17 protein-coding genes and 2 pseudogenes are annotated in these 20123 nt (G+C 56.9%); 12 read left to right on the top strand and 7 right to left on the bottom strand.

Annotation, left to right across the window (positions count from 1 at the left end; all coding sequences use genetic code 11):
* The first annotated feature begins 13 nt into the window (after window positions 1-13).
* Window positions 14-2491 (top strand): DNA ligase D, encoded by a 2478-nt coding sequence (ligD, locus tag HCF10_RS08505; protein ID WP_167655280.1) that lies wholly within the window; start codon window positions 14-16, stop codon window positions 2489-2491.
* 18 nt (window positions 2492-2509) lie between these two features.
* Here the strand turns inward: ligD and lpxO are convergent, their stop codons facing one another.
* Complete coding sequence (gene lpxO, locus HCF10_RS08500; RefSeq protein WP_131696475.1) at window positions 2510-3409, bottom strand: lipid A hydroxylase LpxO; 900 nt, start codon at window positions 3407-3409, stop codon at window positions 2510-2512.
* 264 nt (window positions 3410-3673) lie between these two features.
* Complete coding sequence (locus tag HCF10_RS08495) at window positions 3674-4981, bottom strand: Wzz/FepE/Etk N-terminal domain-containing protein (protein WP_167655279.1); 1308 nt, start codon at window positions 4979-4981, stop codon at window positions 3674-3676.
* A 392-nt stretch (window positions 4982-5373) separates the two neighbouring features.
* Between HCF10_RS08495 and HCF10_RS08490 the strand changes: the two genes are divergently transcribed.
* On the top strand, window positions 5374-5760 hold the full coding sequence (locus tag HCF10_RS08490) for a TIGR03067 domain-containing protein (RefSeq protein WP_167655278.1): 387 nt from the start codon (window positions 5374-5376) through the stop codon (window positions 5758-5760).
* Window positions 5761-5897: 137 nt separating this feature from the next.
* Here the strand turns inward: HCF10_RS08490 and HCF10_RS08485 are convergent, their stop codons facing one another.
* On the bottom strand, window positions 5898-6710 hold the full coding sequence (locus HCF10_RS08485; RefSeq protein ID WP_145338633.1) for a class I SAM-dependent methyltransferase: 813 nt from the start codon (window positions 6708-6710) through the stop codon (window positions 5898-5900).
* Window positions 6711-6865: 155 nt separating this feature from the next.
* Between HCF10_RS08485 and HCF10_RS08480 the strand changes: the two genes are divergently transcribed.
* From HCF10_RS08480 to HCF10_RS08455, 6 genes are all read left to right on the top strand, one after another.
* Entirely contained in the window at window positions 6866-8104 is a 1239-nt protein-coding gene (locus HCF10_RS08480) for an MFS transporter (protein WP_145338632.1), read from the top strand.
* A 49-nt stretch (window positions 8105-8153) separates the two neighbouring features.
* A complete protein-coding gene (locus HCF10_RS08475; protein WP_131696480.1) occupies window positions 8154-8741 on the top strand; it encodes a hypothetical protein in 588 nt (195 codons plus the stop codon).
* Window positions 8742-8812: 71 nt separating this feature from the next.
* Window positions 8813-9139, top strand: a complete 327-nt coding sequence (locus HCF10_RS08470; RefSeq protein WP_131696481.1) for a DUF2388 domain-containing protein — start codon at window positions 8813-8815, stop codon at window positions 9137-9139.
* 99 nt (window positions 9140-9238) lie between these two features.
* Entirely contained in the window at window positions 9239-9745 is a 507-nt protein-coding gene (locus tag HCF10_RS08465) for a ClbS/DfsB family four-helix bundle protein (protein ID WP_131696482.1), read from the top strand.
* Between the two features lie 464 nt (window positions 9746-10209).
* Complete coding sequence (locus HCF10_RS08460; RefSeq protein WP_178116812.1) at window positions 10210-11172, top strand: bifunctional GNAT family N-acetyltransferase/nucleoside diphosphate kinase regulator; 963 nt, start codon at window positions 10210-10212, stop codon at window positions 11170-11172.
* A gap of 264 nt (window positions 11173-11436) precedes the next feature.
* Entirely contained in the window at window positions 11437-12348 is a 912-nt protein-coding gene (locus tag HCF10_RS08455; RefSeq protein ID WP_167655277.1) for a DMT family transporter, read from the top strand.
* Window positions 12349-12356: 8 nt separating this feature from the next.
* Here HCF10_RS08455 and HCF10_RS08450 read toward each other — a convergent pair.
* Window positions 12357-12623: pseudogene (locus HCF10_RS08450) on the bottom strand (chemotaxis protein); the annotation flags it as partial.
* 133 nt (window positions 12624-12756) lie between these two features.
* On the opposite strand from HCF10_RS08450, the pseudogene HCF10_RS31970 reads away from it, so the two are divergent.
* The 4 genes and pseudogenes from HCF10_RS31970 to HCF10_RS08435 form a co-directional block, all read left to right on the top strand.
* A pseudogene (locus tag HCF10_RS31970) lies at window positions 12757-13530 on the top strand (MCP four helix bundle domain-containing protein); the annotation flags it as partial.
* Window positions 13504-14385: a methyl-accepting chemotaxis protein gene (locus HCF10_RS31965; protein ID WP_443200906.1), complete on the top strand. Its 882-nt coding sequence runs from the start codon at window positions 13504-13506 to the stop codon at window positions 14383-14385. The pseudogene HCF10_RS31970 and the gene HCF10_RS31965, both read left to right, overlap by 27 nt.
* 976 nt (window positions 14386-15361) lie before the next feature.
* The gene (locus HCF10_RS08440; RefSeq protein WP_167655195.1) at window positions 15362-15529 is read left to right on the top strand and encodes a hypothetical protein; all 168 of its coding nucleotides are present in this window, start codon (window positions 15362-15364) and stop codon (window positions 15527-15529) included.
* A gap of 891 nt (window positions 15530-16420) precedes the next feature.
* Window positions 16421-16630, top strand: coding sequence for a hypothetical protein (locus HCF10_RS08435; RefSeq protein WP_167655276.1), 210 nt, complete (start codon window positions 16421-16423; stop codon window positions 16628-16630).
* 230 nt (window positions 16631-16860) lie between these two features.
* Here the strand turns inward: HCF10_RS08435 and HCF10_RS08430 are convergent, their stop codons facing one another.
* The 3 genes from HCF10_RS08430 to HCF10_RS08420 all read right to left on the bottom strand — a co-directional run bounded on the left by HCF10_RS08430 (window position 16861) and on the right by HCF10_RS08420 (window position 20118).
* The gene (locus HCF10_RS08430; protein ID WP_167655275.1) at window positions 16861-18981 is read right to left on the bottom strand and encodes a TonB-dependent siderophore receptor; all 2121 of its coding nucleotides are present in this window, start codon (window positions 18979-18981) and stop codon (window positions 16861-16863) included.
* 127 nt (window positions 18982-19108) lie between these two features.
* A complete protein-coding gene (locus HCF10_RS08425) occupies window positions 19109-19612 on the bottom strand; it encodes a lysis system i-spanin subunit Rz (protein ID WP_167655274.1) in 504 nt (167 codons plus the stop codon).
* The gene (locus HCF10_RS08420) at window positions 19609-20118 is read right to left on the bottom strand and encodes a glycoside hydrolase family 24 protein (protein ID WP_167655273.1); all 510 of its coding nucleotides are present in this window, start codon (window positions 20116-20118) and stop codon (window positions 19609-19611) included. The genes HCF10_RS08425 and HCF10_RS08420 overlap by 4 nt, the downstream gene beginning before the upstream one ends.
* Window positions 20119-20123: the final 5 nt, after the last annotated feature.

The raw sequence follows: 20123 nt of genomic DNA, 5'->3' as shown, positions 1-20123 counted from the left end.
ACAGGAGAACTCCATGGCAAAGCCCCTGAGCGAATACAACCGCAAGCGCGATTTCGAGGTCACCGCTGAGCCATCAGGCAGCGCAGCAGGTCGAAAGCGCGAGGCTTCGGCCCTGAGCTTCGTGATCCAGAAGCACGATGCGCGCAACCTGCACTATGACTTCCGCCTGGAACTCGACGGCGTGCTGCTCAGTTGGGCAGTGCCCAAGGGACCGAGCCTGGACCCGAGCCAGAAACGCCTGGCGGTGCATGTTGAAGATCACCCCCTCAGTTATGGCGGTTTCGAGGGCAGCATCCCGGCCGGCCAGTACGGCGCCGGCGACGTGATCGTGTGGGACCGCGGCATCTGGCAACCCCATGGCGACCCGCACAAGGCCTACGCCGCCGGCAAACTCAAATTTACCCTGGTCGGTGAGAAGCTCTCGGGTGACTGGGCGCTGGTGCGTACGCGCCTCAAGGGCAGCGGCGACAAGGAGCAGTGGCTGCTGATCAAGGAGCACGACCAACAGGCCCGCTCTGCGGCCGACTATGACATTGTGGAGGCCCAGCCAAAGAGCGTCCTCAGTGATGCATCCATCGGTAAACCCAAGGCCAAGCCTCGCGCCAAACCACAGAAGCACGCGACAGCCCTCCCCGAGCAATTTGCACCGCAATTGGCAACCCTGGTAGACCGCGCGCCAGAAGGCGATTGGCACTACGAAATCAAGTTCGATGGTTACCGCATGCTCGCCCGCATCCGCGACGGCGAGGTCCGCCTGTTTACACGTAACGGCCACGACTGGACCGAACGCCTGCCACGCCAGGCCAAGGCCCTGCGCGCCCTAAAGCTCAAGGACAGCTGGCTGGATGGCGAGGTGGTCAGCCTCAATGGCGACGGCCTGCCGGACTTTCAGGCGCTGCAAAATGCCTTTGATATCGGCCGCAGCCTGGACATTGTCTACTACCTGTTCGACGCGCCGTTTTTAAACGGCAGCGATCAGCGCCAGGCGCCGCTGGAGGAGCGTCGCGCCGCGCTCAAGGACGCCTTGTCTGGTAGCCGCAGCAAACTGCTGCGTTTCTCCGAAGCGTTTGCCGCCAATCAACGCGATATCTTCGAAAGTGCATGCGACCTGGCCTTGGAAGGCGTGATCGGCAAACGTAAGGGCAGCCCCTACGTCTCCAGTCGAAATACCGATTGGATCAAGCTCAAGTGCCGCCTGCGCCAGGAGTTCGTGATTGTCGGCTACACCCGGCCCCAGGGGTCGCGCAGCGGTTTTGGCGCGCTGCTGCTGGCAGTCAATGACGATGGCGGGCTGGTCTACGCCGGGCGGGTGGGCACTGGTTTCGACCAAGCCTCATTGAAAAACATCTACGCACAACTCACCCCGCTGGAGCGCGACGCATCGCCCCTGGAAAACCCCCTCACCAGCCCCCAGGCACGAGGTGTGCACTGGGTGGAACCGCGCCTGGTCGGCGAAGTGCAGTTTACGGAGTGGACCCGTGAAGGCGTGGTGCGCCAGGCAGCCTTCGTGGGGTTGCGTACCGACAAGCCAGCAACGCAGATCATCCATGAACAGCCGCGCGCGGCAAACTCCCTCAAAGCGGTGAAAGCCGCTAAGCCACGCGGCGGCGTAAACATCACTCACCCCGAGCGTGTCATCGACCCGCAGAGCGGCACGCAAAAACAGCAACTGGCGCAGTTCTACGAGGGCATCAGCGAGTGGATCCTGCCTTTCCTGCGACATCGCCCCGTGTCCCTGCTCAGGGCTCCGGAAGGCATCGAGGGTGAGCAGTTTTTCCAGAAGCACTCGGAACGCCTGGCCATTCCCAATATCAAGCAACTGGACCCGGCGCTGGACCCAGGCCATGCGCGCCTGATGGAGATCGACACGACGAAAGCCCTGATCGGGGCCGTGCAAATGGGCACCATCGAATTGCATACCTGGGGCGCCACCTCGGACAAAATCGAAACCCCGGACCTGTTTGTGCTCGACCTCGACCCGGACCCGGCGCTGCCCTGGAAAACCATGCTGGAAGCCGCGCAGCTCACGTTGTCGGTACTCGACGAGCTGGGGCTGGAAGCGTTCGTCAAGACCAGCGGTGGCAAAGGCGTGCACCTGGTCATACCGCTGGCACGCCGGGATAGCTGGGACGCCGTAAAGGCCTTTGCCAAGGCCATTGCCCAATTCATGACCGAGCAACTGCCCGAGCGCTTTACCGCCACCTCCGGGCCGAAAAACCGCGTGGGTAAGATCTTTGTCGATTACCTGCGCAATGCACGCGGCGCCAGTACGGTAGCGGCCTATTCGGTGCGCGCACGCCCAGGGCTGCCAGTATCGGTACCGGTCAGTCGCGAGGAATTGAAGGGGTTGCGTGGCTCCCAGCAATGGACCGTGGCCAACCTGCACCAACGCTTGCAGGGGCTGAAGGTTGACCCATGGGCCGGTTATGCCAATCGGCAGAAAATCAGCAAGAAGATGTGGGACAAGCTGGGCGCGACGCCACCGGAGTGACTTACGCCCAGGTTGGCCTCAAATCAGCACAAATATGAGCGCCAATGCGGCAAAGATCGCCCATTTTTCCAGGTAGTAACGCGTGCGGTCGCGTTTTTTCAGCTCTTTGCCACGCAAGCGAATTTTGTACAGTCGGGTAAAGGCGCGGTTGAGCCCGCCGGTCTTGTCGCCTGCATCGTTGGGCGAGCCGGCGGCGGCCATGACGTTGCGGCTGAACCAACGATTGAACGCTGCAGCCCAGCGATATTTCATCGGCCGCTCGATATCGCAGAACAGGATGATGCGGTTCTGCTGCGTGGTGTTTTCGGCGTAGTGGATGTAGGTCTCATCGAACATCACCGGCTCACCGTCACGCCAGTAGTAGTGCTCGCCGTCCACATTGATATAGCAGCCCGGATCATTCGGGGTAACCAGACCCAGGTGATAACGGTACGAGCCGGCGTAAGGGTCACGGTGGCGCACCAGCTTGGAGCCCGGTGGCAACTCGGCGAACATCGCCGCCTTGATCGAGCCTATGCCCTGCAGCAGCTCGGTGGTACGCGGGCACAGCTTCATCGCCGAAGGGTGGCTTTCGCCGTACCATTTCAGGTAAAAGCGCTTCCAGCCAGACTTGAAGAACGAATTGAAGCCCACATCGTTGTACTGGTCGGAACGCTTGATTTCACCCGCGCGCATCAGGCTCAGGCCCTCCTCGCGAATCTCCTTCCAATGCGCCTGCAGCGGGCTCAAGTCAGGAAAATCACTGGGTGACAGGTAGGGACGACCGGGTAGCTTGGAGCATAGGTAAAGCAAGCAGTTGATCGGCGCCAGGAAGGTCGAATGATCACTGAGTTGGCGGCCCAGCTTATGTCGCACCCGACCACGCAGGTGTACATACGCAATGGAGGCCACATAGAGAACAACAATGATGAGTTTCAAGGGGGTTCGTCACATGTCAGAAGAAAACAGGCTGCACCTGCGCGCCCACAACGGCTGAGGATGGATAGCAGCGTCTGAAATCACAATTCACACAATTGGAACGACCGGCTTAGTGAGTACCCGGTACGCAGTCCGTGGCAGTTATTTAGCCACAGTTTGTAACCAAAAGTTAATCAAGAATTGTGAAAACCTGTCTACTGAAGGTTCTGGGCTGGCGCCTCTTCGGCCGACCGTGCAACTACCCCACGCCGTATTCAGCCCGACCTATTGGTGTGGCGACCGGCGATCATCGAACACGGCACGGTTACGCCGTGCTTGCACAAAATGTCGAATTAATGCCAAGAATATTCCCAGCACCAGCCCGCCCACGAAACTGATTGCGATGATCGCGCCCACCCTTGGCTTTATCGGACTCAGCGGTTCCAGTGCCTGGCGATCCACGGTGACCAGTTTCAGCATGCTCATGTCGAGATTCAGTCCGCGCAACCGAGCCTCTTCCGCCCGCAGGGGCTCTACGTCCTGCAGGAACATATCTTCGTTCTTGCGGCCGTTGAGTATTTCGACTTCGCGGTTGACGTCGAGCATGCGAAGTTCCTTGCCGATCTCGGCCACCCTGCTGTTGGTGAAATCATCGTTGGTACGCTGTTGCAGCGCAGCCCTCTCCGCCTCCAGCACTTCGGTGCCCATGAAATACAAAGGAATCGGCTGATTGGTCAAGACAATACTCGTCACCTGGTTCGAGCCACGAGGTCCATTCCGATCCATGGCAGAGGGAGTGGTGGGGTTCTTGATGCCAATGGACTTGGCAATCGAGATCGCCTCGGCCAGTTCGGCCAAGCGGTTGGTGCGTTCCATTTTCATCTGCAACCGCAAGGCCGTGAGCTCGTCCTGCAAGCTAGCGCGTTTGACTTCGTCAGCCTCCAGCAACATGGCGGTCTTCGACGCTTTATCCGCCTCGTAGTTGGTACGCGCAGCATCGATCTTGCCCTTGAGTTCGTTAAGGCGGTTATTAACGATCACCTTGAGGTCGGACGCCACCTGGTTGCGCTCCTGCGCAATGGCGTAGTCGACGAAGCCGTTGAGAATGGCCGCGCCGTCAATTCCCTTGGGGTACTGCATTACCAGGCGCAGATAGGAACTGACCGCGTCGGGCCTCTTCGGATCAGGCATCACCAGGTTGATGGAGTTCTGGTTGAACGCTTCAAAGCTCTGCTCCAGGCTTTGCCCTGGGCGTTGGAATGCTTCGAACAGTGCAGGATTAGCCCTGAAAAAACCCAGCCGGACCTCATAGGAGTCCAACTGCGCACCGACCTTGGCCAAGGCCTCGGCTGGCGGCAACCTGTAGACTTCGGAACGGTTAAGAGCATCCAACTCATTGATCGCCGCTGGCCGTAGCACACTGCTGACCTGGTAAACCCTGGGTGCAAGAAACGCATAGCCTACCCCCAGAATACCCGCCAGAATCGTGCAACCGATTACCAGTTTTTTTTGCTTCCATATTCCGTGAAACAGTTCGAGGAGATCAATTTCGTCCGATACCAAATGTTGATGACGCAGGGGGGTATTGTTCAAAGTTCGTACACTCTGATGAGTTGGAATCCGGCGCCCAAACACACAGATCGGACTAACGACGAATAAACAGGGGGCAGCTTCCCGGCATACCACGAATGCGGCACTACGCCATCAAAAGGCCATCCATTTAACTTAACCCTCACACTTAAGCAGCGGGAGGTTTCATTTCGGTTACACGACTGTTGTATGTGGCACCCACCTTGAGTAAAGACGATTCGTTACGAGACGTTACCCGACAGGCAGGCAAAGTAACGCAAATTGCCTGCCGGTAAACGCAAAATTACAAAAAAATAAAAATAGGATAGTTCCTACATAAACTTTCGCTTTAGATAAAGAAAACACCGCTTTGTTCAGAACGACCGGCAACTAATTTTTCAGCAAAAGGAATTTTTATGTCATCCCTTTCAGACCCGGATGTTCTAGCCCTTCAAGGCACCTGGGAGCAAACCTCACTCGAAGACAGTGGCGTGCTCAATCCCGTAGATGCCCACAGCGCTCCAGGTGCAATTACCACGATTGCCGGCGACCGTTTCGAGGTCAAGACCGTCAGTGGCGAGGTGTTGTTGGAGGGGCGTTTTTTCCTGGACAGCACCACGCGTCCCAAGAGCATCACCTGGGTGGACGCCATCGGCGATGACGCCGGCAAGCACTTGCCCGCCAGCTATCGCCTCGAAGGCAATACATTTGTGTTCATTGCCGCGGATGAAGGTATGCCCAGGCCCCTCTCATTCAAGACGAGTGCAGGCCAAACCATGCGCAGTTTCATACGGAGCTCCTGAGCCGTACGCCATCCGAATTTGCGACAACGTTTTCACAAAGCCTTCACTTCCAGTCTTATAGGGTGAAGCCTACCTACTCCAGTGAATCCCTTGGCCCGCCTCTCCTCGCGGGCTTTTTTTTGTCTGGACAATCCCACTCAGACTCGCTGCCGGGTGGCAGTCAGGGTAAAGCACAAGGGCAACTGAGCAGGTTGGTGCTCGTACTGGTCGTACAGCTCTTCACGGTTGGAGTGGGCGTACTCCTGCAGATGGCTGATCTGCAAGTCGGCGCCAATCGCTGCGCTCACGACATCCCCCAAGGTGTGCACATACCAATAGGAGGTCGGTCCAGCCACGTCGCCCTGGCCTTCGTAGACAATCGACTCCTGCAACACAAAAGGCTCACGCTGGAAATATGAACTGGCAGGCAGCAGCGGGTTTTGCGCCTTGGGATCGAACACCTCCAGGAACGGATGAGTTTCATACATCACCAGCGTACCGCCGGGCTTCAGCGTGCTGGCGACATGGCGCATGAACAACGCCACATCAGGCATCCAGCCGAGTACACCGATGGTCACCAGGGCGATATCGAAGCGCGCGTGCAAGCGTTGCGGCAGATGATGGATGTCGCTCTCGATGAATTCAGGAGCATGCGGCGACACATCGGCAAGCTCACGCGCCTGCTGGAGAAACGCCTTGGACTGATCGACGCCAACGACCGAGCGCGCGCCCAGGGCGAACAGCGACAGGCTTTCGCGACCGTTGTTGCAGCACAGTTGCACCACGTCCTTGCCGGCGACACCGATGTCCTGCAACAAACCGGTAATGGTGGGGTCCAGGCACGAAAAACCGGGGTCGCGGACCCCGCCAAGCAGTGCGCTCCAGGTCTCGGTGGTTTTGTGCAGGTCGGCGGATTGGTCCCAGGCGTCCTTGTTGCAGGCAATCGCTTGTTGAGCTGAGGGCATGTCCATTGCGTCTCCAGATATTCTTACAGGGGGGATCAGAAAATAAGCCAAGTGGGCAAGGATTAAAACCCCGGGGGAGCGGGCGAAACTTAATGTGGAGCGCACAGGTCATTAGCCCATCGAGTGTTCAGCCGTTGAACGCCCCTTCCGAAGACTGCGCCATGGCCAGAGCCTCCGACCTGCGTAATACCCTGTCCCTGGACAGCCTGAATTTTTTCCTGGCGGATGTGCGCGACGGCCTTGGCCCGTACCTGGCCATCTACCTGCTGGCGGTGCACAAGTGGGACCCCGCCAGTATCGGCGTGGTCATGACCCTGGCGGGTATCGCCGCACTGATCACCCAGGGCCCGGCGGGCGCACTGATCGACCGCACGCACAGCAAACGCGCAGTGATTGCCATTGCCGCCCTGCTGGTGACGGGCAGTTGCCTGCTGCTGCCCTTCGTCAGTTCATTCAGCCTCGTTGCCTTGACCCAGGCGGCCAGCGCCGTGGCCGCCTCGGTGTTCGCTCCGGCCATCTCCGCGATTTCCCTGGGCATTACCGGACCACGTGCCTTTACCCGCCGCACCGGGCGCAATGAAACCTTCAACCATGCCGGCAACGCTGTGGCTGCACTGCTCGCCGGTGGCCTGGCGTATCTGTTTGGGCCCGTTGTGGTGTTCTACCTGATGGCCTTTATGGCGGTGGCCAGTGTCGTCGCGGTCAGTTGTGTCTCGGCCAAGGCTATCGACCATGAGGTTGCGCGGGGCTTCGACCCCGCCCACGCGGCCGATCACGAGCAGCCGTCCGGGCTTAAGGTGCTGCTGGCGAACCGCCCGCTGTTGCTGTTCGCCATCTGCTGCGCCCTGTTCCATTTGGCCAATGCAGCCATGCTGCCGCTGGTCAGCCAGAAGCTCTCGCAGATCAACCTGCAGATGGCCACACCGCTGACCTCGGCGTGTATTGTCGCCGCACAATTGGTGATGGTGCCGATGGCCTGGCTGGTGGGCAGCAAGGCCGACGTGTGGGGGCGCAAACCGCTGCTGCTGTTCGGCTTCATGATTCTGCCGCTGCGTGGTGTGCTCTATACCCTGTCCAGCGATCCCTATTGGCTGGTGGCTGTGCAAATGCTCGACGGTATCGGCGCGGGGATTTTCGGCGCGCTGTTCCCGGTGATCGTCAAGGACCTGACCCAGGGCACCGGGCGTTTCAACGTCAGCCTGGGCGCGCTGTCCACGGTATTTGGCCTGGGCGCGGCACTGAGCAGCAGCTTGGCCGGGTTCGTGGTGCAACAGGCGGGCTACAACGCAGCATTCCTCACCCTGGCCGGTGTGGCTTTCGTCGCGTTGGCGCTGTTATGGCTGGCGATGCCGGAGACGCTGGCGAAGCCCATCTTCGCGCCCCACGCATCTGCCGCCTGATATAAGCGATACTGTGCGCCGAACCCAAACAGCAAATGGAGTTGCCCCTATGAAGAAAAACATCCTGTATCCGCTATTGCTTCTGCTTGCAGGATGCAGCACGGGGCCCTATCTGCATCCGGAGTCGACGGTGGGCAGCAACGCCCTGCTTTCGCGCACCTGCCCCGGCCCGAAAGCGGCGATGAGCTATGCCCCGCTGTCAGAAGCACTCAACTGGGTTCATGTGCTGGTCTATGTGGCGCCACCCGGCACCTCCAGTTGGCCGGGCAACCAGCGCTCAACCGCAGCTGAACTGCGCCTGTTCGGGCGGCTCTACCCATCTAATACCTCGGTGCAGCGCACAGCAGCCGTCAAACAACCCGCCCCGGCGCTTTGGGTCAGCGCGGCATCGCCCGTTGTCACGGTCACGCTGGCTAATGGGCAAAGTTATCCTGTCACCATTGAACAACTCAAAACCGGTTTCGACCCCAGGAAAACATTCCACGACGGGTTCAAAGGAACAGCGTTGGGTCAAGGCGATATGGATGATTTCACGCTCACCTTCCCGGACATATTCGTCAACGGTGAAAAAGTCCCTATGGCCCCGATTCATTTCAAGAAACGCGAAGAGCGTTATGCGCCTGTGTTTAATTGCTGACGGGCCGAGTTTCTGGCGCTCAGCCGACTCTGTTATCGTGCGTCCTTCGACCGCAATGGAAGCATCGAAGAATGAATTCATGGAAGACGCTGGCAATCGCCCTCATGGCATCGATCAGCACCAACGCTATGGCATGGTATGTGGAGAATCCGGTCGAGAGAGCGCTGAGCGCCACCACCCTGTTCCCGACCATTATCCTCGGCGGGACCACGGCATTTACGGTCTACTCGCCCTCAATAATGAAAAAAGCGAAGGATGATGCCCTTGCATTCATTGGCTCCGAGGGCGAAATTCGCGGCGCTCAGTTTGAGCAGGCATCTCTACACTACCGCTCGGACCCTCACACGCGCCCCATGACCGACATGCAGCTCGCGCAGGCGATCGCAACCACTTACTGAGCGCGGGGGGCCTCGTCGAGACTGATCTCAACGCTTCGGGAAACCTGAGTTTTCCATACCCTCCGTGCCAGTCGTAAGAGCAGATAGAAGGAGGAACTCATGGCTGTTCCAGCCTCCAAGGCAGAATTGCTTGCGGCCATTACGACGACCTTCAACACGCTGATGAGCGATCTGGCCAAGGTTGCGCCTGATCGTGCGCGTGAAGCCACACTGAAGGGTCATGTCGACGGTACCACCATGAGTCCGGCCGATCTTGTGGCCTACCTGATTGGATGGAACGAGTTGGTCCTGAAATGGCTGGACCGCGACGACCGGGGTGAACCGGTTGAGTTTCCTGAGATCGGCTTCAAATGGAACCAGCTCGGCCTGCTGGCACAGAAGTTTTATGCAGATCACAACGCACTCGAATGGCACGAACTGATTGCCCGCCTGGTAGAAGCAAAAACACGGCTCGCGGCGACGATCACGGCAAGGTCAGACGATGAACTCTATGGCAGCGCCTGGTACGGAAAATGGCCCAAGGGCCGCATGATTCAGTTCAATACTTCGTCTCCTTACGCCAATGCCCGAACGCGCATTCGTGCGTGGCTGAAGGTGCAAGGCTGAAAATGCAGCCGCGGTTGTTCGGCGCGACGCAATCAACGATCCCGCCACGCATGCGTTGAGATTCGCCAGGAAACACACGGATCGCCGGAAAAAGCGAAAGCAACGTTCTGGAAACACCTTTCATTTTCCCGCCGGCAACGAGCTCGGAGTACGTCAAGCAGGCATCCGACCTGCAAAGCAGCGTCGGCTTTATGCGGCGATCAGAACGCCTGTTGGTATGAAGTTGCCACCCAAAAATTAGGCATCTCTCTATGCGTGGTGCCGTTCAGCATCCACTGCATTACGGAAGAGAGGGACAGAACGATACAGCGCTGATCATTCCGAATGTAGTCGGCTTCATCGAGGCTTGAGCGCTTGACTGGTTTGGGCATGGGCTCGCCAAAACGATGGTTTCTTCAAACTCTCTAGGCTGTTCGCCATTACTCGCGGTATATCTTAAAATGCCCGGTTGCCGAAGAGCCGCCATGTTCATATCCATGAAGGCCTTCCATCCTTTACAAATAAGAGTGGTTAAGATGAACAGGCCTTTCATTTCGCTCTGCCCTGAAATTACTCGGGCGCATGCGCTGACATTAATGAATTGGTTAGAGGATGAGCGCGTCACCTGCTACCTGAGCGATTCGCGTCATGTCTCCCGTTCCATCGAGCAAGCCATTGATCGAACTCAGTTGCCGATCCTGACCCATCTATTCAACCGGGGCGGCAGATTCTTTATGGCCTATGACCGGCATGACGCCCCGGTGGGCTTTGTCCGTCTGGTCAAGACCGGCTCAAATTGCGAGATAGTCCTGGTCATCGGAGACAGCGACAAATGGGGCCGAAACCTAGGCGCCCGCACGATCCGCGAAGGCATGAAACTGGCTTTCCTCGACATGCGGGCCGAGAAGCTCATCGCCAAGATTCACCCGGACAATTCGCGCTCGCTAAAAGCCTTTTTGCGCAGCGGCTTTATGCTTGAGAGCGAAACGCCGACATTGAAATCATTGTCCATGACGGAGGAACGCTATCTCCAGTTCTTACGCGAAGGAGCCGGTGGCGACTCCAGTAGGATCTACATCACTGAAATCGACAAAGCCAGGCTCTACGGTCTAATCGCGTTAGAGCAAGGCTCGGCGGTTGTTGAGCTCGAACATGAGCTTGAACGAGCCATTGTCGTCAAGCCGCAGCAGGTGGCGTGCAATGTCATCACGATGAACTCTAGGGCTTTGCTGCAACTGGACGACGAAGAGCTCGAAGTGGCGTTGGTCTACCCTGAAGACGCGGACAGCAATGCAGGGAAGCATTCCGTGTCTTCTGATATAGGCGCCGCCATCCTTGGCTATCAGGAGGGAGATGCCATCGACTGGCGAATTTCTGATCGGACCCGCCGGATTGAGATCAAGAAAGTGCTTTACCAGCCGGAGGCTGCGGGCGATTTCCACCTATAACTGCGCCTTTGGCTCAGTACTCATCCATCAGACGCCGAAAGGCGTGATGCCCAAACGCACATACATTTTCGGCAGCAAGAATCGGAGTGCGAGCACATTTCGAAGATTCTTACGATGAGACTCCAAACTTAGAGAAGTCCACCATGGCTTCCGTATAGCTGGCCTTTTCCCCTTAACCACTCCAATAAATTCTTGGATTGCGCGGCATTAGCTATGCAATTCTCGAGTCATTTTTGAGTTAACGAACAGCGCTGAAGGCAGCCCATGAAATTATCCGATTATGTTCGACTACTTGCTCTGGCGGCGATCTGGGGCGCCAGCTTCCTCTTCATGCGCATCTCGGCTCCTGTTTTGGGCGCATTGCCGACTGCATTTTTTCGCGTGTTGTTGGGTGCTATTGGCTTGGCCGTCATTCTTGCCATTTTAAAAACCAAAGTCGACTTCAAAGGCAAGCTGCAGCAGATCATGGTATTGGGCGTTATCAATTCGGGCCTCCCATTTTTGATGTATAGCGTGGCGGCACTGCTGTTACCTGCCGGCTATTCAGCAATTTTCAATGCGACCACACCGATGATGGGCGTCTTGATCGGTTGGATGTGTTTCAGCGATTCGTTGACACTGAAAAAAGGTGTCGGCGTTTTGATCGGGCTTATGGGCATTACGTTGCTGACCAGCACCGGCCCCGTCACACTTTCAATGAACGTGGTCATGGGCGCGTTGGCATGTTTAGTCGCCACCAGTTGCTATGGTGCAGCAGGATTTCTGACTAAACGATGGGTAGCTGACAAGGGTGGGCTTGACGCGAAACTCGTAGCTTTTGGTAGTCAGATTGGCGCGACGCTGTTTCTCGTTCCGTTTTTCGGAATCTCAACCGCAATAAACCCACCGGCGAGCTGGGGTAACCCAGAGGTATGGATAGCACTGGTTGCGCTGGGTTTCATCTGCACTGCGTGTGCGTACATTCTGTACTTCCGCTTGATCGCGGATATCGGGCCGGTGCGTTCGCTGACCGTAACCTTCCTAATCCCTCCCTTCGGCGTGCTGTGGGGTGTGATGTTCCTTGATGAACATCTTTCGGCCGCGCATTTGTACGGCGGCGGGCTCATCTGTTTAGCTGTGTGGTTCGTTCTCAGCAAGAGCAAGCCGAAGCAAGAACCCTCACCAGCTTCGGATTGATCCAACAACAGGCGGTGAATCTCTTCGCTCTGCTCTGTGACGCGCTCGGTGAGCTGGCCAACCTGACTGGTGAGGGCTTCGATTTTTCCTTCCATGCGGCCTACTGCGGCGGCAAGGTCGTTGCGTTCCTCGGCGAACTGATCGGCGCGGGACTCAGCCTCTTTACTGGCAGCGCGTTCCTGGTTCAGCAGTCCGTTCAGGCGCTTCAACGTGCCGATATCGGCGCTGTCCATGGCTCGGTCGGTCGCGTCCTTCGAAAGGAACCGGCAAAGAAAAGCGTCTGCATATGCAGACGCTAGAAACAGGTGCAAATGCCGTCGTACTCGTAGCAATAGAATGCGTAGCAGCGATGAACGGGCTGCTGCTCAGTTTGCTGCCGATAGAATGGGATCATGAAGAGGTATCAGTATGATTCTGCGCAAACTCAATATCGCCCCACGCTCCGCACTTAGCTTTGGTTTTTTTTGCTCGATGATTATTGGGTTGGGAGTGGTAGCTCTCATCCAGGCATCAAGCTTGAACGACGCTGAAAAGTTTGTAGAAAACAACGTGGTGCCCAGCATTTCGATACTCGCCAAGATGGACCGCGAGTTTTTAAGCATTCGAAATAATAATTCGAGATTGCGCAACCCTATTGAGCCTGCCGAGCGCAGAGCTCAAGCGCTTGTAGAGGTCCAAACATCGCGCGGAAGTTTTAAGGATCTTATTCAGAAACTCCAACCGCTCATCGTAACGGCTAAGGGCAAACAGCTTATCGGGGAATTGGCGAAAGATTACAGCACGTATGAGGTCGTTCAGGAGCAATATTTGGCCCTTACAGGTGCCGGAAAATTCGAGGATGCAGTCAAGCTGTCCAGCGAGGTAATGAAGTTTGAGGCGGATGGCGTAAACACCGTTCTTCAGAACCTGACCGAACTCAATAACAATAAAGCAATGAATGCTGGCAAAGATGCAACGCGTATTTATGAACAAAGCAAACTGATCGTCGGCGGTTTCATTTTGGTGAGTACGCTGGCTGCGATCGTCCTTGCTTTCATGTACACCCGAAGCCTCACCACCCCGGTGAATCGGTCATTGGCCATCGCTGAGCGGATTGCGAAAAACGACCTTAGCGAAGTGATCGATGTGCAAGGCACCGACGAAGTAGCGCGGCTGATGCAGGCGTTGAAAGCGATGCAGGCCAACTTGCGAACCACGCTTCTGTCGATATCCGACTCATCCAGCCAGCTGGCATCAACATCCGAGGAAATGCATGCCGTAACTGAAAACGCGAATACCGGCATGCAGCAACAGAGCCACGAGGTGGAAATGGCCGCTACGGCTGTTACCGAGATGAGCGCTGCAGTTGAAGAAGTCGCCCGAAATGCCTCTGCGGCATCTGAGGCCGCTACACGCTCCAATTCGGCGGCTGTAGCCGGCCGCGCACGGGTGGATGAAACCGTCGAAGCGATTAGCCTGATGGTCTCAAGCGTGGGAGACGCATCCAATGAGGTTCAAGGACTCGCGGTGATGGCTACCGACATCAGTAAGGTTCTGGACGTCATCAGGGCCATCGCCGAACAGACTAATTTGCTTGCACTCAACGCTGCAATCGAAGCAGCCCGGGCAGGAGAAGCAGGCCGCGGATTCGCTGTGGTAGCCGATGAAGTCCGAGCGCTCGCGCATAGAACGCAAACTTCAACCAGCGAGATCGAACAGATGATCACGTCCATTCAGAAAGGCACTGGAGCCGCCGTTTCTGCAATGAGCAATACCAACATCCAAGCACAAAAAACACTCGACACAGCGCGTGGTGCTGGCTCGGCATTGGTGGAAATTACCGAAACCATTGACGACATCACGGAACGCAACGTGCTGATTGCCACAGCATCCGAGGAGCAAGCTCAAGTAGCCCGGGAAGTGGATCGAAGCCTGGTCAGTATCCGCGATTTGTCGAGCCAGGCCTCTGAAGGATCAAACCAGACCGCGTTAGCCAGTTCGGAACTGTCGAAGTTGGCGGCTGAACTGAACCGAATGGTTAACCAATTTCGCCTATAGCTAATCGGACACAAAAAGCCCCGCCGATGGCCGGGCTCTGTGTTTTAACTTGTAACCGCTGAAGACTACTTAGCGCCGCCGTTGCTGCGATCATTCTGAGCGTCCTGATCCGATCCTGGGTTTCCAGGCGGCGGATTCCAATCCTCTGGACTCTCACCAGTACCCTGCTTGGGCTCGGACCCAGCTTGCTCAAGACCGGAGTCATGACCTTCGCCCGTCTCAGGCACTTCCTCTTTTGGTCCCGGATATGCCGCTGCAGGACCATTATTGTCATCCACCATAAATCATCTCCTGTCTGTAGCGCGGGGTTGCGCATATAACTGGGAGGGATTAATTAGACAGAAAGTGCTTCTGCCTCGACGAGCGGACGAAAAAAAACCGTCCAGTGACGAGGCTCTCTAATATCAATCCCTTATGCGCAAGATTGACAGGATGGATAAATCTTTCTCTCACTTTCTCACTCGTTGCAACGGCTTTTTGCTACGCCGCGCAACCTTCGATTAATCCCTCTGCGTCGAGCAGTTCCTGAGCGGCAGTGAGCGCCTCGTTCACTTGGTCATCCAATGTCTTGCGGATCCCTGAGCGCCACCAGTACCGGGTCGACTCCGGCTTGCCATCATTATCCCAATTGGTGATGTCGTAACAGGCAGCCGGCAGCACCGCAGCGGAGCGCTTGCCCTCGGCACCGGCAACCTGAGGAATGGCCCAGGTCAGGACGGCACGGCGAACAGAACAGCGCCAATCACGCGCTGCTTGACGATCAGCTTGAACCAGGCGGAATTCCGTCCTTGTTGAAGTCCTTCAAGCGTTCGCGCTCTTCCTCGGTGGAGTGCGCCGGGGTTTCCTGCTCGGGCTCTTTCTTCTTTTCCTTAGTCATCGCTATGTCCTCTGGGTGGTAGCTGTTTCGGCACCTGATGGAATCAGCAGTTCAAATCAATCTACTCCACCGCCGGGCATGGCCCGGCAAGGACTCCTCATGCCTACAGAAAACCACATCGCCGCGCCGCTAAAGGTCGAGCGCTCGACAGTCACAAAACTGGTCATCACCGGCGCGCCATTGCTTCGGCTGGGCTTCATCAATCTTAAAACGCGACAGGATATGCGGCAGCAAACCGCAGGGGCATATGTTGCCTCCTTGATGTAGCCCTTTCCCCTCTGAATAAGCCTGCCGGAAACCGGTGGGCTACTCTCCGCCACCCCGCGCGGCCAGGACCACACATGTCAGCAGCAGAACAACTCAACGACGGATCGATCCGCATCCGGTTTATGTGGAACGGCAGTCGGCGCAGTGAAACGCTCCCCTACCCAAGCGCAACAAAAAGGAGGTTGACCCCTTCACGCTGGAATAAGCAGACCAGATAGCGAAGATGTACGAGCACGATCACTTGCCCAATACGATTTATTGAGCGCTTCGTTTTGTTGAATGATAGCCCCCTGCAAGCCCTCTATTCGCCAGGGAAATAAGCTGAGCGCCGGAAAAAAAGCAAAGGTCAGGTGCTGGAAACACCTTCCATTTTCCCGCCGCCAACGAGCTCGGAGTACGTCAAGCAGGCATCCGAGCTGCACCAGCAATGGCTTGCCACATTCAGAGCGCTGAATATCCCTCGTCGGCCGCCATACAACTGTCGCCTCACATATGCGACAATGCGCGCCAAATTCCAACACACATCCCCCATTTTTTGCTCAGCGACCGGGTTTCGCGCCTTGATGTCGCTGTTGATGCATGCCTGAAGGCTCCTGCCGCCACGCTCGCAACCCATTGATAGGTAAAGTAATTGATCTCCACAGCTAACATCACCATGCGGTATGAAACGCATTCTGATGATTACTGTTGATCAGTGTTTACTGAGCCAAGTCGTCATAAGTAATCAGTAATAAAGCACCGAAATGCACCCGTTGGTCCCAAGACTGGTCCCAACGGGCAAATTTCAGCCCATGCCGAAACTGCATAACCCCTCTCGCGGCGTCCTGCCGACCTAAATCAAATCCAAGATTAAGACCCTGCTAAGCTGTTCACTCCAAGGAGGAAACAGACATGCCGAATACAGACCTACTCCCTTCCCTACTCTCCAAGCTCTATGAAAATCAGCTTGCTCTCGAGGCATCCATCATGGAGTTATCGAACTGGGTTGAGCAGCGCGGCTCCGCCGATGTGGCTGAGAATATCCGGGGCGCTCTGCACACCATCGACGAGAACGAAGACTTCATAAAGCTCACCCTGGCAGTGCTCATGGCGCCGGATTAAATCCTACAGCTCGTAGCCTCAAATCGCACAATCGGCAAACCTCGATTGCTGTGTGCACATACAGCATTTGAGCACGCTACCATGAACATCGATGAAGACACGTACAACTACCCATTGAGCGACGCCGAGGCGCAATTGATTCTGCTCGGCTTGCCTCACCACTGCCGCGATTGACGCCCAACAAAAAGCCGCGACAGGGCGCGGCTTGATGTGCGCTTTTCGATCCTACCTTAGAACTTCCAACTGACAGACGCAGTGAAGTTACGCGGGTCGCCATAGTTGCTCTGGCCATACCGCACAGCTTGCAGGTACTTCTGGTTGGTAAGGTTGTCGAGGTTGAACTGGGTGCTCCAGTGTGGGTCGATATCATAGTGCGCCATAATGCCCACTAGTGCGTAACCACTCTGGTTCGCGGCTGGAGTATCGTCGTTCTGGATCTCGCTTTGCCATTTAACCGTGCCGCCGACCTTGACCTTCGGTGCCATCGGCAGTTTGTAGCTCATGGAGGAGGTCAAGGCATGGCGCGGGATGAACTTGCGTCCACGGTCGTTATCCGCATCCGTGATGTACACGTAGGTGTAACCGCCACTGACTTGCAGGCCCGGAGCCAGCTCACCAGAGGCTTCCAGTTCTATACCGTTGCTCTTGTAGGACATGCCCTCATACAAGTAACCACCTAGGCTGGCGTCGTATCCGGAGTATGTGGCGACATTGTCCTGCTTGGTATGGAACACAGCGGCCGAGACGTCCAGCTTGTTGTCCAGCAGATGGCCTTTAATCCCGGCCTCGTAGCTCTTGCCTTCCAGCGGGTCGAGCACCTTGCCCTGAGGGTCTAGGTAGTACTGCGGATTGAATATCTCGGTATAGCTGGCATACAGCGAGTACTGCGGCGTCAGATCGTAGACCAGGCCAGCATAAGGCGTAACCTTGCCGTGGACGCGCACATTCCGGCCTGAACCGTAGTTTTCGCCATCGCTGTCAGCACTGAGCATGCGCCCCCCGGTGATAAAGTGGAGATCGTCGGTGAGGCTGAAGCGCGCCCCGGCATACACACTCTTCTGCCGGTCGGTATAGCTGGAGGTATCGGCAGCGTTGGCGATATCGTAAGTAGTGGGCTTGGCAATGGAGCCACTGAGCGCATCCTGCAACGATACCGAGGTGTAGTACGACGACGTGCCGTATAACGAGGATTCGTTGTTGCGCGAGCGGGCCACGTTGGCGCCCACCGTCAACTGATGTTCACGTCCGCCCAGGGAAAAGGGGCCGCTGAAAGACAGATCGCCGTCTAGTTCACGGTTCTTGTCCTTGTACTTGGATGCTAGGCCGGTGTAGCCGGTGGAAGAAGTGCTGTCAGCGTAGATGTAGAACATCTCGGCGTCTTCCCGGTGCTCCATGGCGGTTAGGGTCAGGCGCGACTTCCAGTCGTTGGCGAAACTGTGCTCCCACTCCGCGAAAGCGCGAGTGGTGTGAACATCCCAATACACCCAAGGCTGGGCGATATTGGCGCTGGTGCTGCTGTAATGCAGCGACTTGCCACTGGCGTCGGTCAGCGGCAACGCGCCCCAACTGGCACCGTTGGCATTACTTTTCTGGTCTTCGTAACCAACGGTCAAGGTGTCGCTTTCGGTCAGATCGAATGCCAGCATGCCGCTGAAAATGTTCTTTTCCCGGGAATAACGATCCAAGTAGGAGTTACCCACCTCGTTGGCATAAATCAATCGCCCGCGAACATTACCCGTTTCGGTCAACGGGCCCGACAAGTCGATATCGACCCGGCGCTTGTCCCAGGAACCAGCGCTCAGATCAATCTTGGCCTGAGCCTCATAAGTCGGACGCTTGCGCACGAAATTGACCGTTGCCGAGGGGTTGCCGCTGCCTGTCATCAGGCCATTGGCTCCGTGCAGAATATCCACCTGCTCATAGGTAGCCATGTCGACATCGCCCACCAGCAGCCCGCCGGTCATCTGCATGCCTACGCCGTCATACTGGAAATTGGTGATATCGAAGCCCCGGGCCGTGAAGTAGGTGCGGTCAGTTTCTACTTTCTGGACGTTCACACCCGGCGTGCTGTCCAGCACATCGCGGACACTGTTGAGTTTGAAATCGTCCATTTGCTCACGCTTGATACTGGTCACGCTTTGCGGGGTTTCCTGGGCCGTGAGATTCAACCGCGTGGTGCTGCTGTCGGGCTTGGCCTGATAACCCGGCGGCGCACTTTCCTGATCTTCGACAGTAGCGCTGATGTTCGTGGAAGGCAGATTCAGAGTGCTGTCATCCGCAAAGGCACTGTTAAGAATACCCAAGGCAATCAGCGTGAGTGCTGACGTGGGCAAGGAGGATATTTTGCGCATGAATGGCTGAAACTCCAAAAAGCTAAAATGCAAATGATGTTTATTTACAAGTTTCACATGTAGAGATAACGAAAATCAATTGCATTTATGTATCGGCTTTGTAGCGAGCAGGATGAAGCCCCTGCCCTCATCTAGTAATGACCCTAACGTAAGCTTGGCAGGCCCGCAGCGCGATCAGTCCTTGGTCGCCGGTGTCAGTGATGGCGATAATTCTTTGAGCATGCGCTGGGTCAAGTTGGGCTCGACGGGCTGCATGAACCACGCCGCCGGTGCTGGTGGTGGCAGGCACGTTGCAGCCACTGGCTGGATCCTCGGCAAGGAGGACTGACAGCCGGACATCAGCAGTAGCAAGCTGGTCACGCAGGCGAGCCTGGTTGCGCTGGGCATCGAATAATTCCTTGGTGTGTTGTTGGTCCTGGCCGGAGAGCTTCTGCTCAAGGGTAAGGCGTCTCTCTTGCTCGGCACGGACCTGGGCAGAGGCGGCATTGCTGATCGCCGCCATGTCATCCTTTTGCAGCCCTGCCTGCTCGGCGAGCTTCTTGCCCATCCGCCAGTCCTGCACCTGCCAGGTGCCGGCGGCGCTGACGGCCATCGCCAGCAGGATCGCGGCCAGGATCTGCCCGAGCGTCACGACATCACCCCGCCCGCCAGCCGGTACTGCTTCAGCAAATCCTCCAGGCGGTGTTCGCGCTGCCCGTAGCCCGCGCCGGGCAGGCTGGCCCAGATGTTCCGGCACTTGGCGATAGCCGTTTCGATCCGCCCGGCCACCACGTCAGGCAAAGCCCGGCACTCGCGGATGTGCTGCAGCGCCAGAAGATCTTGGCTGATAGGGCCGAAGTCCGGCAGCTTGAGCAGCGCTTTGTAGTGCGGCCAGTCCTTCAGCATCTGCTGATAGCGGCCGGAAGCGTTGGACGTCAGCCCCTTGCTGTTGATGACCTTCGACGCGCGCCCCTTGGCGAACGGGTGATCTGTGAAGTCCTTGAAGACCTCTGGCTTACGATCGGCGCCGGTCACAATCACGTCGTAGCCATCCATGGCAGTGGCCGGAGATGTGCTGGTGCCCTCGCTCCAGGCGAGCATGTCGAGGAACGCCAACGCGTTACGGCCGCCGGCGAGTGATTCGGAAAGTCGTGCCATTGCTT

Source organism: Pseudomonas sp. B14(2022) (assembly GCF_012030485.1).
Lineage (GTDB): Bacteria > Pseudomonadota > Gammaproteobacteria > Pseudomonadales > Pseudomonadaceae > Aquipseudomonas.
Note: the sequence above shows the minus strand (reverse complement) of the source record. Positions and strands in the feature narration are given on the sequence as shown.